Source organism: Escherichia sp. E14V7 (assembly GCF_004212225.1).
Lineage (GTDB): Bacteria > Pseudomonadota > Gammaproteobacteria > Enterobacterales > Enterobacteriaceae > Escherichia.
Genome location: NZ_RHJJ01000021.1, coordinates 25,217 through 40,107, shown reverse-complemented (window position 1 = coordinate 40,107; position 14,891 = coordinate 25,217). Strand labels below are relative to the sequence as shown.

The following is a 14,891-nucleotide window of genomic DNA, read 5'->3' as shown; positions in this document are numbered from 1 at the left end:
TACCTCGTGGGCCGGAAAAGGCGTTCTCGCCGCATCCGGCAACCTATGCCTGATGCGACGCTGAAGCGTCTTATCATGCCTACACAGCACTGCCCCGTAGGCCGGATAAGGCGTTTACGCCGCATCCGGCATAAAAACACGCGCACTTTGTTACGGCTTCCCTATCGGGAGGCCGTTTTTTTGCCTTCATTCCTGTATTGGTTTTCATATTGTCGTTTTTGTGATCGTTATCTCGACATTTAAAAACAAATAATTTCATTATGTTTTGAAATCGAAAACAAACGACAGGATATGAAAGTGTACGTGGTATCGACAAAGCAGATGCTGAACAACGCGCAGCGCGGCGGTTATGCGGTTCCGGCATTCAATATTCACAATCTCGAAACGATGCAAGTAGTGGTGGAAACCGCTGCCAACCTGCAGGCACCGGTCATTATCGCTGGAACGCCCGGTACATTTACTCATGCTGGTACAGAAAATCTGTTGGCGCTGGTCAGTGCGATGGCGAAGCAATATCACCATCCATTGGCGATTCACCTCGACCATCACACTAATTTTGAAGATATAGCTCAGAAAGTCCGCTCCGGCGTGCGCTCGGTGATGATTGACGCTTCGCATCTGCCTTATGCGCAAAACATTGTTCGAGTCAAAGAAGTAGTGGATTTCTGCCATCGCTTTGATGTCAGCGTCGAAGCGGAGCTGGGGCAACTTGGCGGCCAGGAAGATGATGTGCAAGTCAATGAAGCTGATGCGTTGTACACCAATCCCGTTCAGGCGCGTGAATTTGCCGAGGCAACCGGCATTGATTCCCTGGCGGTCGCCATCGGCACGGCTCACGGTATGTACGCCAGCGCACCGGCGCTTGATTTTTCTCGACTGGAGAACATTCGCCAGTGGGTGAACTTACCGCTGGTGCTGCATGGCGCGTCAGGATTATCGACTAAGGATATTCAGCAAACCATCAAACTGGGGATATGCAAAATCAACGTTGCAACGGAGCTGAAAAATGCCTTCTCGCAGGCGTTAAAAAATTACCTGACCGAGCACCCGGAAGCGACCGATCCCCGGGATTATTTGCAGTCGGCTAAATCTGCAATGCGCGATGTGGTGAGCAAAGTGATTGCCGATTGTGGCTGCGAGGGCAGGGCATAACGCACCTGCCATTTAACAAGGAAAAAACATGAAAACGTTAATTGCCCGGCATAAAGCTGGTGAACATATCGGCATATGTTCAGTCTGTTCTGCACATCCGTTGGTTATCGAAGCGGCGCTGGCATTTGATCGCAACAGCACACGCAAAGTGCTGATTGAAGCAACGTCAAACCAGGTCAATCAATTTGGCGGTTATACCGGAATGACACCGGCGGACTTTCGCGAATTTGTTTTTGCGATTGCCGATAAAGTCGGATTTACACGTGAGCGTATTATTCTCGGCGGCGACCATTTGGGGCCGAACTGCTGGCAGCAGGAAAAGTCAGATGTGGCGATGGAAAAATCCATTGAGCTGGTAAAAGCATATGTTCGTGCGGGATTCAGTAAAATTCACCTTGATGCGTCAATGTCCTGCGCGGGGGATCCCATACCGTTAGCGCCAGAAACGGTTGCGGAACGAGCTGCTGTGCTTTGCTTTGCTGCGGAAAGTGTGGCGACAGATTGCCAGCGTGAGCAACTGAGCTATGTCATTGGCACCGAAGTTCCGGTTCCGGGCGGTGAGGCCAGCGCCATTCAGTCAGTACACATCACCCAGGTTGAAGATGCCGCCAATACTTTACGTACGCATCAAAAGGCCTTTATTGCCCGTGGTCTGGCTGAGGCGTTAACACGCGTGATTGCCATTGTGGTGCAGCCAGGCGTGGAATTTGATCACAGCAATATTATCCATTATCAGCCGCAAGAAGCGCAGGCGCTGGCTGAATGGATAATCAACACCAAAATGGTTTATGAAGCACATTCTACCGATTATCAGACCCGGACGGCTTATCGGGAATTAGTGCGCGATCACTTTGCCATATTGAAAGTCGGCCCGGCATTAACCTTTGCTTTACGCGAGGCGATATTTTCGCTGGCGCAAATTGAGCAGGAACTTATTGCCCCCGAAAATCGCAGCGGTTGCCTGGCGGTAATCGAAGAAGTGATGTTCGACGAACCGCAGTACTGGAAGAAATATTATCGTACGGGTTTTAACGATTCATTATTGGATATTCGTTATAGTCTTTCGGATCGTATTCGTTATTACTGGCCGCATAACCGGATTAAAAATAGCGTCGAAACGATGATGGCGAATCTGGAAGGTGTGGACATCCCACTGGGCATGATTAGTCAGTATCTTCCCAAACAATTTGAACGCATTCAGTCCGGGGAATTATCAGCAATACCGCATCAGCTGATTATGGATAAAATTTATGATGTTTTGCGTGCCTATTGGTACGGCTGTGCGGAATAAGGACGGCATATGACAAAGCTCTTTGTTCGTAGCGGGATTTCTTTTGTCGATCGAAGCGAAGTTTTAACCCATATCGGTAATGAGATGCTCGAGAAAGGTGTGGTTCATGATACCTGGCCACAGGCATTAATTGCCAGAGAGGCGGAATTTCCCACCGGGATAATGCTTGAGCAGCACGCCATTGCAATACCACATTGTGAGGCGATTCATGCTAAGTCGTCAGCCATTTATCTGTTAAGGCCAACGAATAAAGTTCATTTTCAGCAAGCGGATGATGATAACGAAGTGGCAGTATCGTTGGTTATTGCGTTAATTGTGGAAAATCCGCAGCAGCAATTGAAACTTTTACGCTGTTTATTTGGCAAGTTACAACAGCCCGATATCGTCGAGACACTAATCACTCTTCCTGAAACCCAGTTAAAGGAATATTTCACAAAGTATGTTTTAGATTCAGACGAATAAATCCCTCTGTAACAATAAAAAGGACTATTTATGAAACGCAAGATTATTGTCGCTTGCGGAGGCGCGGTTGCGACCTCTACGATGGCGGCGGAAGAAATTAAAGAGTTGTGTCAGAGTCATAATATTCCTGTTGAATTAATCCAGTGTCGGGTTAATGAAATAGAAACTTATATGGATGGCGTGCATTTGATATGCACCACTGCCAAAGTGGATCGTAGTTTTGGCGATATTCCGTTAGTTCACGGCATGCCTTTTATTTCTGGTGTCGGTATCGAAGCATTACAAAATAAAATTCTGACTATCTTACAGGGGTGACCTATGTTTTCAGAAGTCATGCGTTATATTCTCGACCTCGGCCCTACGGTCATGTTGCCGATTGTCATCATTATTTTTTCTAAAATATTAGGCATGAAGGCAGGCGATTGCTTTAAAGCGGGTCTGCATATCGGGATTGGCTTTGTTGGCATTGGCCTGGTGATTGGCTTAATGCTGGATTCCATTGGCCCGGCGGCGAAAGCGATGGCGGAAAATTTCGACCTGAATCTGCATGTGGTCGATGTCGGCTGGCCGGGATCATCTCCAATGACCTGGGCGTCGCAAATCGCGCTGGTGGCGATTCCGATTGCGATTCTGGTTAACGTGGCAATGCTACTGACCCGTATGACGCGGGTGGTGAATGTTGATATCTGGAATATCTGGCATATGACCTTCACCGGCGCGTTGCTGCATCTGGCCACCGGTTCATGGATGATTGGGATGGCGGGTGTGGTAATTCACGCGGCGTTTGTTTATAAGCTCGGCGACTGGTTTGCCCGCGATACCCGTGATTTCTTTGAGCTGGAAGGCATTGCTATTCCACACGGTACGTCGGCGTATCTGGGACCCATCGCGGTACTGGTGGATGCCATTATCGAGAAAATCCCTGGCGTTAACCGAATTAAATTTAGCGCCGACGATATTCAGCGCAAATTTGGTCCTTTTGGCGAACCTGTCACCGTGGGTTTTGTGATGGGGCTGATTATCGGCATACTCGCGGGTTACGATGTCAAAGGTGTATTGCAACTGGCGGTAAAAACGGCGGCAGTCATGCTGCTGATGCCACGGGTGATTAAACCCATCATGGATGGCTTAACACCTATTGCGAAGCAGGCTCGCAGCCGTTTGCAGGCGAAGTTCGGCGGTCAGGAGTTCCTGATTGGCCTTGATCCGGCATTGCTGCTGGGGCATACGGCGGTAGTATCGGCAAGCCTGATTTTTATCCCGCTCACCATTTTGATTGCGGTATGTGTCCCAGGTAATCAGGTGCTGCCGTTTGGCGATCTTGCAACTATTGGCTTCTTTGTGGCGATGGCAGTCGCCGTGCATCGTGGAAACCTGTTCCGCACCTTAATCTCGGGCGTCATCATCATGAGCATCACCCTGTGGATTGCGACGCAAACTATTGGTCTGCACACTCAACTGGCTGCCAATGCGGGCGCATTAAAAGCCGGAGGTATGGTAGCTTCGATGGATCAAGGCGGTTCTCCCATTACCTGGTTATTGATTCAGGTTTTCTCCCCGCAAAATATTCCCGGTTTCATTATTATCGGCGCCATTTATCTCACCGGTATTTTCATGACCTGGCGTAGAGCGCGCGGCTTTACCAAACAAGAGAAAGCCGCTATCGCAGAATAATTTTTACCTGAGGGGGAGAATATCCCCCTTAACAAATCAGGAGTTTTTATGAAATCAGTGGTGAATGATACTGATGGTATCGTGCGCGTTGCAGAAAGAGTTATTCCTGAAATTAATCATCAGGATGAGGTGCGGGTAAAAATTGCCAGCTCGGGGGTATGTGGTTCCGATTTACCCAGAATTTTTAAAAATGGTGCACATTATTATCCAATAACGTTAGGCCATGAATTTAGTGGCTATATTGATGCGGTGGGAACCGGTGTTGATGATTTACACCCTGGCGATGCAGTTGCCTGTGTGCCGTTATTACCCTGTTTTAATTGTCCGGAGTGTCTGAAAGGGTTTTATTCCCAGTGTGCGAAATATGATTTTATTGGCTCACGGCGTGATGGTGGATTTGCCGAATATATTGTCGTTAAGCGAAAAAATGTTTTTCCACTACCCGCGGATATGCCTATTGAGGATGGTGCTTTTATTGAACCGATTACCGTTGGTCTGCATGCTTTCCATTTAGCGCAAGGTTGCGAGAATAAAAACGTTATTATCATTGGTGCCGGAACCATTGGCCTGCTGGCAATTCAGTGCGCTGTCGCGCTGGGGGCAAAGAGTGTGACGGCTATCGACATTAGCCCAGAAAAACTGGGACTGGCAAAATCCTTCGGCGCTATGCAAACATTTAACAGTAGCGAAATGAGCGCGGCGCAAATGCAGAGCGTTTTACGCGAACTGCGCTTCAACCAGCTAATCCTCGAGACAGCAGGCGTACCGCAAACCGTCGAACTGGGGGTGGAAATCGCCGGACCTCACGCACAACTGGCACTGGTGGGAACGTTACATCAGGATCTGCATTTAACATCAGCGACATTTGGCAAAATATTGCGTAAAGAACTGACGGTTATCGGCAGTTGGATGAACTACTCCAGCCCGTGGCCTGGGCAGGAGTGGGAAACGGCGAGCCGGTTGCTGACAGAACGTAAGTTAAGCCTGGAGCCATTAATCGCTCACCGTGGAAGCTTTGAAAGCTTCGCCCAGGCGGTGCGTGACATTGCTCGCAATACCATGCTGGGTAAAGTGTTGCTCATTCCCTGAAACCGTGGGCCAGCGTGATGCTGGCCCGGTATTGTGCAAAACAGATCATTCACCAATGGTCCCCCTTCGTTTACACTAGTCACAATTGAATATGGGTAAATGACGATGAATTCATTCGAGCGAAGGAATAAGATCATCCAATTAGTGAATGAACAGGGAACCGTGCTTGTTCAGGATCTGGCGGGAATATTTGCTGCATCGGAAGCGACAATTCGAGCCGATTTGCGCTTTCTCGAACAAAAAGGCGTGGTCACGCGCTTTCATGGCGGTGCGGCAAAAATAATGTCCGGTAATAGTGAAACCGAGGCGCAGGAAGTCGGGTTTAAAGAGCGATTTCAGTTAGCCAGCGCACCGAAAAACAGAATTGCGCAGGCGGCAGTAAAAATGATCCACGAAGGTATGACGGTTATCCTCGACAGCGGAAGTACGACAATGCTTATCGCTGAAGGGTTAATGACTGCTAAAAATATCACGGTGATCACCAATAGCCTTCCTGCTGCATTTGCCCTTTCTGAAAATAAAGACATCACTTTGGTGGTTTGTGGTGGTACGGTGCGCCATAAAACGCGATCTATGCATGGTTCTATTGCTGAACGTTCCCTGCAGGATATTAATGCCGATTTAATGTTTGTGGGTGCTGATGGGATTGATGCGGTTAATGGTATTACGACCTTTAATGAAGGTTATTCCGTTAGCAGTGCTATGGTGACAGCGGCGAATAAAGTTATCGCAGTTCTCGACTCAACAAAATTTAACCGTCGTGGATTTAATCAGGTACTGCCAATCGAAAAAATCGATATTATTATTACCGATGATGCCGTATCAGAGGTCGATAAACTGGCATTGCAGAAGACTCGGGTGAAATTAATTACGGTGTAGTATTGTTCTGTAGGCCGGATAAGGTGTTTACACCGCATCCGGCATAACTGATTTTCCCTAATTCAAGAGAGAATAATTTGATTAACGCAATAACGGACAATCCGGTGGTAATCGACAACGCAGCGCCGCCGGAAGTATTTCAATATGAAAGTTTTGTCCACTCAACGGTTCGCCATCAAGATTAAAAGTGATTTCATGTGGTGCTTGTATATCGAACCACGCCGAAGCGCCTTCGATAATATTCGGGTTATCTTCGTCAGATTTTAATGTTGATACGAGGGCCGGAAGAATTTCATCTCCGGTAAAAATGCGCAGTTGCAGCAAGCCATCGTTAATTAACGCGTTCGGACACAATTGTTGACCGCCACCGGCCTGACGCCCGTTACCAATACCAATGACCAGGGCGTCACCTTGCCAGTGAAAGTTTTCACCGCGGATTTCACAACGGTCCGGTTGCAATGTATCCATGCGCATTAAGCCATGAATGATGTAAGAGACTCCCCCCAGCGCGGCTTTTAATTTTTCCGGTGTTTCGGTGGTGATGCGCGTACCAAACCCGCCCGTTGCCATATTGATAAAACAGGTGTGCCTGTTAACCTGCGCCATATCAATCGCAATAGCGTTACCAGCAATCGCCAGTTTCAACGCCTTATCCAGCGCATCAGGGATCCCCACGCTGGTGGCGAAATCATTCGCTGTACCTAGCGGCAAAATCCCCAAAGCAGGAATGTCATCGCCTTCACACTGAATCAACGCCGTGGAGACTTCATTAATGGTGCCATCACCACCGCCTGCTATCACCGTCGCGACGCTAAGTTGGCGCGCTTCAGTCACAAAACGCGCGGCATCACCTTTCTCCCAGGTGACCCGTACATGGATCGTTATTCCTTCCTCACGCAACAGCATAATCGCCTCGCGCAATGTTTCATTGTCAGCACTTTTGCCGTTAAGAATCAGCAAACTGGCGGGAAAATCGGCCATCGTCGTATGCCTTTATTATTGATCTTTAGAAAGTGTAGAGCAGAAAAGAGAAGGTGGAGTCAGAACAGGATGAAAGTCGTGGTGCAAAAAAATAAGCCTGCGTAAGGGAGATTACACAGGCTAAGGAGGTGGTTCCTGGTACAGCTAGCATTTTATGGGTTATGTTTTTCAGCGAAACGGATGATAACCTTAATAAATGCAGCTGTATGTGATCGGTTTCTAAGAATTTTCTATCTGGGGAAAATACTTGAAATTAATCACTTACCGTGCGGGTTACGCGTGGTTTCCCCAGAGAAATTACGCATCAGCAGCGCGTAGTTCAGTTCGAGATCCTGCGGGACCGGGATCCACACAGTATAACCATCGCCCGGCGCAACCGGCATCGCTTCGCCTTTGGCGTTTTCCATATGCTCAAGGGTAAAGTTGATATTGCCCTGTGGAGTCATCAGCTCAAGGCTGTCGCCAACGGAGAATTTGTTTTTAACCGCTACCGCCGCGAGGTCGCCTTTACGCTCACCGGTAAACTCACCAACAAACTGCTGGCGGTCAGAAACGGAATAACCGTATTCGTAGTTCTGATAATCATCATGCGTATGGCGACGCAGGAAACCTTCGGTATAGCCGCGATGCGCCAGACCTTCCAGCGTCTCCAGCAGGCTGGTGTCGAACGGTTTGCCCGCAGCGGCATCATCGATAGCTTTACGATAAACCTGCGCGGTGCGTGCACAATAGTAGAAAGATTTGGTGCGGCCTTCGATTTTCAGCGAATGCACGCCCATTTTGGTCAGGCGTTCAACGTGTGCGATAGCGCGCAGATCTTTCGAGTTCATGATGTAAGTGCCGTGTTCGTCTTCAAACGCGGTCATATACTCGCCCGGACGCTGGGCCTCTTCGATCATAAACACTTTGTCGGTTGGCGCGCCGATACCCAGCGTCGGTTCAACGTTTTGCACCGGAATCGGCTCGTATTTGTGTACGATGTTGCCGACGTCATCTTCTTTACCTTCCTGGACGTTGTACTCCCAGCGGCAGGCGTTGGTGCAGGTGCCCTGGTTCGGGTCGCGTTTGTTGATATAGCCAGAGAGCAGGCAGCGACCGGAGTAGGCCATGCACAGTGCGCCGTGAACGAAGATTTCGAGCTCCATATCTGGCACCTGATTGCGGGTCTCTTCAATCTCTTCCAGTGATAGTTCACGGGAGAGGATCACGCGGGTCAGGCCCATTTGCTGCCAGAATTTTACCGTCGCCCAGTTTACGGCGTTAGCCTGCACGGAAAGGTGGATCGGCATTTCAGGGAAGTGCTCACGCACCAGCATAATCAGCCCAGGATCGGACATAATCAGCGCATCCGGCCCCATTTCCACTACCGGTTTCAGGTCACGGATAAAGGTTTTCAGCTTAGCGTTGTGCGGCGCAATGTTGACCACGACATAAAACTTTTTCCCCAGCGCATGGGCTTCATTGATGCCGAGCTGAAGATTTTCGTGGTTGAATTCGTTATTGCGCACACGCAGGGAGTAACGCGGCTGGCCCGCATAAACAGCATCTGCGCCATAAGCGAAAGCGTAACGCATATTTTTCAGCGTTCCCGCCGGGGAAAGGAGTTCCGGTTTAAACATAATTCTCTCGTTCTGATGACAGGTCAGATCCGCTTCACCTGATGAAGCGGTTAGGGGAGTGTCCCCACTTTAAGGGCGGGCATTGTAGCGCAATCGGTGGGGATGGCTCCAGTGCAAATGTGAGGGGAGAAGTGGCAGAGAAGAGAGTACCTGCACGAAATCTTCATGTAGTGATAACAGAAAAAGTTGACGATATTGACCACTTTCCTGAATGCTCATCCTCTGATAATTGTGAATATATTTGCCGTCCTCTTGCAGCCTGAATTATTGAGGATGTAAAATAATGTTATTTATCTCAGTTATTCACTAGAATAAACTGCAAATATAAGACATAATTTTCAAAGTTTGTGACGTTGCCACTATTGAGTTTACGTTATTTTTTTTGAGTGGCTTACTTGAGTATGTACCTGCAACCATGATGATTTAGATAAAAATCTATATTCATTAATTATTTTCTTGAGTGATATAATAAACACGGATAGATGTTATGACTGGTAATATTCACCAAAATTATAATGCAAGGGATGTAATTAATGCCCCGGAAGTAAAAACAGCAATTTTGCAAAGAAGTCTGTGTCGCCAGGATAATGAGACCATCCAAAAATGGTTGCTGAACCATTTTTATCGATGGCTAATTAGTGACTTTCCAATGGCGCAACAAATTAACTCGCTTGCAGAATATTCACTGTTTAATAAAAATGATGATGTAATCCCGGAATGGCTGGTATCGAAGTTTAATAATGCCTCAGTATCAACTTCTACAGTTTATTATATCGAAACCGATCATCAACAAATATTAACCAAAGAACGGGAGTTGGTGGAATTTCTTTCCAGGAAATGTGGTACCCGTCTGGAATCAAAACTACAGCGCATAACCTGCTACGCCGCGTTCAGAATGCGTGAAGAAGAGCATGAAAAGATGCTTCAACGGCGCGAGAAAGGGTGGCAGCCGAGTGAACAAAATACCGTAAAGTTAATACTTGATGTGCCAGACGGAAAAATTGTTGAGTTTGATGCCAGTCATTTGAACCTTCGTCGTGAAATGGCTTATGAATCATGGCATATGCAACATTGCGTAGGCCAGTTTGATGATCGAAAAAATCTTACCGGTGGTTATGGCGAGTATTATGCAAATCAAATTGAGCAACATAAATTACGGTTATTCAGTTTGCGTGATAATAATAATATTCCTCATGTTACTATTGCTCTCAATGTTGTTGGCGATTCACTTGAAATTGATCAAATAAAAGGTAAGCAAAATCGTCATCCAGTTAAAAAATATGCGGACGATGTTTTGTCTCTTTTGCAGCTATTATCACCACAAGCAGTTCGACATAGTGATTGTGAAGGTATGGGTATTGTTTATGAAAATACATCTGAACATCAGGGGTGGAAATATATCACGGAAGTATATGAAACCAGTTTTTTACTAAGCGTACTACATAATAACTTTCATTTATTAGAACACTTTACAACTCCTTCAGTGGAGTTGCAGTGGTTACTGTTACACAGCGCACCTGATAAGTTACATTATCTTAATGCTATTGATCCTATAGTTGCTACTTCTGCGGAAATGTTATTACCTGGCGCTGAGTGGCATCCGCAATTCGCAGGTAAAAATATCAGTAGCATTCCCTTTGAAATAGAGAGTTTGACATTGCAGACATCTCATTACTTACCCCTGTCAGAGGTTAAAAAATAATGAGCCTTATCATTGTTCTCCTGGTCGCAATTTTTATTTTTATCTATAGATACAAAAAAAACAAACCACAAATCGATGCTTTTATTGCTAAAGAAAAAGAAAAGGATCTACTCAAGGACAAAAGACGAGCAACAAAGAGACGTAAGTGGGCATTAGCAATTGGTGATATAGTTGCTCGTCGTAATGGACTGCCAGTAAATGGCTTTACGTTAGATATAAAGTTGACTGATGATAAGCGTCAACAACTTGCACTTCAGGTTAAACAAGAGCTAGGAATAGAAACTTACAAAAGCAACGAAGATTTTCGTCAACAAATTGGCGTTATATTACAACGCTGGGCTACAGGGCTTGGTAATTCTCCACATGATTTTTACGAACAACTGGCAGCACAAGGCCTGGTCCTGGATGCGCTGGCGTTTGACTGTATGCGCACTGCTTTTTTAACTCGTTGCATCGCCGGTTTAGGCTGGTGCGATGAAAACCAGGCCTGGATAGTGTTATTACTGAATGCTCAAAGAGCACAAGATTGTTTCGCTTCATGGGAAGATTATGCCAATGCTTATGTTCGCGCCCGACAAAAATGGTTGATGATATACGATATACCCGTCGCCACTGCGAACCGTGATTTAAAGGAAGTCACTGCATGGTTGAAAGATCCATTCAGTAACTGGAAAAAATTGCCGTGGAATGAATTTAAAATTTTTGAACCTAATTAACAGGATATTTATGGAACAGGATGCTCGTTTACTCAGTGCAATGCACGAGATGTGTGACCAAAAAATGCCACTTAATACTCTTGAGAGAAAATGGCAAATCGCAAATATTCCTTATATGTTACGAGAAAAACGTTATCAGGAACTTGATGAAATTTATAACCAGGCATTACAGGAGAGTTTCACTTCTCGTCAGGCTGAAAAGCGCTATTTTTTATCCTGGACCCAAATGTGTAACCATTTTTATGATATGAACACGCTAGTTGATGCCGGAATAGAAGGTTTAAGACTCATTAAATCCTGGCAGCAAGCAAAACCTCATTCTACACATGCCTGGCTTGCCGAAGCACAATACTGGAATCATCGTGCATGGTTATATCGCAGTTATGGCTGGGCAAATGATACCACACATGCAATGTGGCTTTGTGCTGGTGCATGTAATGAACAAATGGTCATCGCTACTCTTAAAGCAATTGATTGTGACCCACGGCAATGGATGGCTGCATTACTTACCAGCACCAACTCAAAAGTATTTGGTCAGCCAGCCTGGCTGGCGGCACACCTTAACGGTGATAGTGTCGCAGGAATACCATTGATGATCGCACTGAAAAATTATCACCACCGCTCCCCGCAAGAAGTGGAAGCGTTGATGGCGTATTCTGGACTTTCGTTTGAGGATGCAATATTCCCCATTTTGCCTCGCCCCAATATACTTCCTGAGTATGATAACGATGGCGGGCAAAAATATTGGCTTTCAGTTTGCCTGACTATTTTCCCTCACACGTTTTATCCTTTTGTTGAATATATACCGTTTCGAATGCCACGCTGGGGTGGTTCGCATACAGAAATCTCCGAATTGCTGGATTCAGCAACCTGTAAGCACTTATCTACCGAAGAACATGAATATATGGATCTCTTACTTTGGTGGGATGATTACCGTGATGTCAGTATTGAGGACATTGCGGCCGAGGATCAACAAAATGCAATCGATTTAGCGGAGAACATTGCTCAGCACGCACAATTTCAGGAATGTCGCCATAATGCCCTGGAGTGGTTACTTGCCTGCTATAACAAACAGAACGATCACGATAAGTTATGGTGCTGTATACAGCGAGCGGTGATGGAAGATATGAAGCTCAATAATTATTACAGTGCGTACGCTATAAAGTTTGCATTAAGTCATTATCCAGATTCGTTCTGGATATATAATTTTATCTGTCGAAACTCACAGAATACGACTTATGCCACGCCTGTTATTTATAGGGGTTTTTTCCAGTATGCGGGTATTTTGGGTTTTGAAACAGATGAAGCGCTGGGCGACGCCTGGCTGGATAAAGCCACTGACATAAAATACAATCATAACTGGCGATCGGCAATTAAAGATTTAAATTGGTTTGGTTTTTCTGAGTATTTCATTCCGCTTGCGGAAATTGGTAAGCAACGAAATATTCCCGCTGCATTAAACTTAGTTGCTCTTGAATATTTGGATAAGGAAGACAATACAAAATTACCTTATGAACCATCTACTGCTTTGGAGTATTTGCAACGGGCACTTAAAATACTTCAAGATGACCTGAATTTCCATAATTCGGTATCTTACCCACTGGTAAAAAATTATGGTTATAGCGAACATCAACAAGATCTACAAAATATTTATTTTAGCATAGCTATCTGCTACCAGTTGCTAAATAAACAAGAAGTTTCAAAGGAAATACGGGAAATTTATGAAAGGAATCTCCTTGATTATTTATATCTGGCTCATGAAGCTGGACATGAAAAAGCATGGGGGCTTTTTTTACTTAATATCTTTGAGGTGAAAGATCTCTCACTTGCTCATTTTCACCTCCAACAGGTACAAGAAGAAGCGAATAAAGGTACGCTCGAAGCAATGATTACCTTGTCACGTCTTTATGGTAACAAAGAAGATGAAAAACTGTTTGACATGAAACTCAGTACGCGCTGGGCACATTTTGCCGAGTCTTTATATCCAGATAACGAAATTATTGCAGATTGCCTTTATCATCTCCATTTCTCTAGCCTGTGGAAACGCTGTCGTTATGCCTGGTATACCTTTCGTATTCCGGCTAGCGAGTTACCCGGCCAGGTTAACAGTATGGTGTAAGGTTTATCCTGAAAATTGTTAAATGTGTAATATTAGCCCCATTATGAGAAGATACAAACAATGCTGATGTTAAAAAAGGGATGATGCTGGTGGGGCTGATATTATTTTCTTTACCCGCCAATGCCGGGTATACGCTGGAGGAAACAGCCAGAAAGATGATTATCGGCTTTCAGCAAGAAGATGCTCAATTAATCAACTCGTTAATTGATAAAAAAACGGGTTTGTATGTTCTCTTCCAGCGTGGTGCTTCGATGGATGTCGAAAATTTTAAATCAATTGATTTTAAAAAGCCTGTTTCCGAGTATTTTCCGTGGCCTTCGGCAGGGGAACATATTCCGCGAGATGAAGAGTTTGATTAGAAAACTATCCCGGAATTTGACTGTGAACGTGGCTGGAATAAGCGCGGATATTTTATTAGCAACGGTGATACACACCATAAAGTCAGCCGTAGTTTGGTCTTTACGCAGATGTTTGGTTCACCGCAAAATACTATTTCTGATGCACAAGTTGCCGTAGCGCGTCGAATGGAGTACGGGGCCGTACGTGTGGTCGCTGCACCAGAAAAAGGTAGCGATGGACTGGTGTTTTATTTAAGCCAACTTTATGGTTATGACAGTGACTGGTATCTTACGGTGGTAGATCAGATTGGGGATTGCGGGGTGTGATAATTTTTGATACTGAAACTTATCTACTCATCATTTAATGGCACAGATTAATCCTGAAAATCAATAAGCCAATGTTTATTAGAAATAAAGCCGGGCGCGTCATCCGCGCCCGGCACAATGATTAAGTCTTATCTTTTACCGTCTGGCTTACGCCATTGGTTTTTACAGAGGCAATTCCGACTTCGCGTGATTGAGCGGTAGCATACATCTGGCTGGAGCCAATTATCTGATGATTGGCAGCTTTCAGATTGAAATAAAACTTGCCGTTGCTCGCCGTCTTTTTCTCATAGCGTTCATCCTGCGGACTGTTGCTTTGTACCGAGGCGATGCCCTTTTCCGCAGAGGCTTTTGAGGCATACAATTCGCTTGTGAGAATGATTTCTCCGTTTCCCGCTTTTAACACAAAACGGAACTGATTATCACTGCTCTTATTAAGTTCAAACCAACCAGCCATATTGACTCCTTGCTTGAAATTGCGTATCGAAAACAGTATGTAACCATTTAAGTATGGGTGATATTCAGGTGGTTGCCAATCAGGGGAA

Annotated in this window: 15 protein-coding genes; 12 read left to right on the top strand and 3 right to left on the bottom strand. The window is 45.6% G+C overall.

The features are described 5' to 3' along the window. The first annotated feature begins 297 nt into the window (after nt 1–297). From gatY to D9741_RS21370, 7 genes are all read left to right on the top strand, one after another. Entirely contained in the window at nt 298–1,152 is an 855-nt protein-coding gene (gene gatY / locus D9741_RS21400) for a tagatose-bisphosphate aldolase subunit GatY (RefSeq protein WP_130219378.1), read from the top strand. A gap of 28 nt (nt 1,153–1,180) precedes the next feature. Then, nucleotides 1,181–2,443, top strand: a complete 1,263-nt coding sequence (gene gatZ / locus D9741_RS21395; RefSeq protein WP_130219340.1) for a tagatose-bisphosphate aldolase subunit GatZ — start codon at nt 1,181–1,183, stop codon at nt 2,441–2,443. Between the two features lie 9 nt (nt 2,444–2,452). Beyond that, entirely contained in the window at nt 2,453–2,905 is a 453-nt protein-coding gene (gene gatA / locus D9741_RS21390; protein ID WP_130219342.1) for a PTS galactitol transporter subunit IIA, read from the top strand. Between the two features lie 30 nt (nt 2,906–2,935). Continuing rightward, nucleotides 2,936–3,220 carry a PTS galactitol transporter subunit IIB gene (gene gatB / locus D9741_RS21385; protein ID WP_033805236.1) on the top strand — a complete coding sequence of 95 codons (285 nt, stop codon included), beginning with the start codon at nt 2,936–2,938 and terminating at the stop codon, nt 3,218–3,220. A gap of 3 nt (nt 3,221–3,223) precedes the next feature. Next, nucleotides 3,224–4,579, top strand: coding sequence for a PTS galactitol transporter subunit IIC (locus tag D9741_RS21380; RefSeq protein WP_130219344.1), 1,356 nt, complete (start codon nt 3,224–3,226; stop codon nt 4,577–4,579). Between the two features lie 48 nt (nt 4,580–4,627). Further along, nucleotides 4,628–5,668, top strand: coding sequence for a galactitol-1-phosphate 5-dehydrogenase (gene gatD / locus D9741_RS21375; RefSeq protein ID WP_130219346.1), 1,041 nt, complete (start codon nt 4,628–4,630; stop codon nt 5,666–5,668). 105 nt (nt 5,669–5,773) lie between these two features. Further along, the gene (locus D9741_RS21370; RefSeq protein WP_205712861.1) at nt 5,774–6,547 is read left to right on the top strand and encodes a DeoR/GlpR family DNA-binding transcription regulator; all 774 of its coding nucleotides are present in this window, start codon (nt 5,774–5,776) and stop codon (nt 6,545–6,547) included. An 81-nt stretch (nt 6,548–6,628) separates the two neighbouring features. Here the strand turns inward: D9741_RS21370 and yegS are convergent, their stop codons facing one another. Next, entirely contained in the window at nt 6,629–7,528 is a 900-nt protein-coding gene (gene yegS, locus D9741_RS21365) for a lipid kinase YegS (protein ID WP_130219350.1), read from the bottom strand. A 257-nt stretch (nt 7,529–7,785) separates the two neighbouring features. Next, complete coding sequence (gene yegQ / locus D9741_RS21360; protein ID WP_130219352.1) at nt 7,786–9,147, bottom strand: tRNA 5-hydroxyuridine modification protein YegQ; 1,362 nt, start codon at nt 9,145–9,147, stop codon at nt 7,786–7,788. Between the two features lie 487 nt (nt 9,148–9,634). Here yegQ and D9741_RS21355 point away from each other — a divergent pair, with 487 nt between their 5' ends. The 5 genes from D9741_RS21355 (at nt 9,635) to D9741_RS23690 (ending at nt 14,349) form a co-directional block, all read left to right on the top strand. Further along, entirely contained in the window at nt 9,635–10,849 is a 1,215-nt protein-coding gene (locus D9741_RS21355; protein WP_115775513.1) for a PcfJ domain-containing protein, read from the top strand. Next, nucleotides 10,849–11,565, top strand: a complete 717-nt coding sequence (locus tag D9741_RS21350; RefSeq protein ID WP_105276106.1) for a DUF1266 domain-containing protein — start codon at nt 10,849–10,851, stop codon at nt 11,563–11,565. The genes D9741_RS21355 and D9741_RS21350 overlap by 1 nt, the downstream gene beginning before the upstream one ends. A 10-nt stretch (nt 11,566–11,575) precedes the next feature. Continuing rightward, nucleotides 11,576–13,684: a DUF4034 domain-containing protein gene (locus tag D9741_RS21345; RefSeq protein WP_105276107.1), complete on the top strand. Its 2,109-nt coding sequence runs from the start codon at nt 11,576–11,578 to the stop codon at nt 13,682–13,684. Nucleotides 13,685–13,773: 89 nt separating this feature from the next. After that, nucleotides 13,774–14,043, top strand: a complete 270-nt coding sequence (locus tag D9741_RS23695; protein WP_240725513.1) for a hypothetical protein — start codon at nt 13,774–13,776, stop codon at nt 14,041–14,043. A 108-nt stretch (nt 14,044–14,151) separates the two neighbouring features. Next, nucleotides 14,152–14,349: a hypothetical protein gene (locus D9741_RS23690; protein ID WP_240725511.1), complete on the top strand. Its 198-nt coding sequence runs from the start codon at nt 14,152–14,154 to the stop codon at nt 14,347–14,349. A gap of 121 nt (nt 14,350–14,470) precedes the next feature. On the opposite strand, the gene D9741_RS21335 is transcribed toward D9741_RS23690, so the two are convergent. After that, the gene (locus D9741_RS21335; protein ID WP_130206970.1) at nt 14,471–14,803 is read right to left on the bottom strand and encodes a YegP family protein; all 333 of its coding nucleotides are present in this window, start codon (nt 14,801–14,803) and stop codon (nt 14,471–14,473) included. Nucleotides 14,804–14,891: the final 88 nt, after the last annotated feature.

Coding starts and splice junctions, on each gene's coding strand:
- gatZ (WP_130219340.1), top strand. CDS start 1,181: ATGAAAACGTTAATTGCCCGGCATAAAGCTGGTGAACATATCGGCATA.
- yegQ (WP_130219352.1), bottom strand. CDS start 9,147: ATGTTTAAACCGGAACTCCTTTCCCCGGCGGGAACGCTGAAAAATATG.
- D9741_RS21370 (WP_205712861.1), top strand. CDS start 5,774: ATGAATTCATTCGAGCGAAGGAATAAGATCATCCAATTAGTGAATGAA.
- gatD (WP_130219346.1), top strand. CDS start 4,628: ATGAAATCAGTGGTGAATGATACTGATGGTATCGTGCGCGTTGCAGAA.
- D9741_RS23690 (WP_240725511.1), top strand. CDS start 14,152: ATGTTTGGTTCACCGCAAAATACTATTTCTGATGCACAAGTTGCCGTA.
- D9741_RS21380 (WP_130219344.1), top strand. CDS start 3,224: ATGTTTTCAGAAGTCATGCGTTATATTCTCGACCTCGGCCCTACGGTC.
- gatB (WP_033805236.1), top strand. CDS start 2,936: ATGAAACGCAAGATTATTGTCGCTTGCGGAGGCGCGGTTGCGACCTCT.
- D9741_RS21345 (WP_105276107.1), top strand. CDS start 11,576: ATGGAACAGGATGCTCGTTTACTCAGTGCAATGCACGAGATGTGTGAC.
- D9741_RS21350 (WP_105276106.1), top strand. CDS start 10,849: ATGAGCCTTATCATTGTTCTCCTGGTCGCAATTTTTATTTTTATCTAT.
- D9741_RS21355 (WP_115775513.1), top strand. CDS start 9,635: ATGACTGGTAATATTCACCAAAATTATAATGCAAGGGATGTAATTAAT.
- gatA (WP_130219342.1), top strand. CDS start 2,453: ATGACAAAGCTCTTTGTTCGTAGCGGGATTTCTTTTGTCGATCGAAGC.
- D9741_RS21335 (WP_130206970.1), bottom strand. CDS start 14,803: ATGGCTGGTTGGTTTGAACTTAATAAGAGCAGTGATAATCAGTTCCGT.
- yegS (WP_130219350.1), bottom strand. CDS start 7,528: ATGGCCGATTTTCCCGCCAGTTTGCTGATTCTTAACGGCAAAAGTGCT.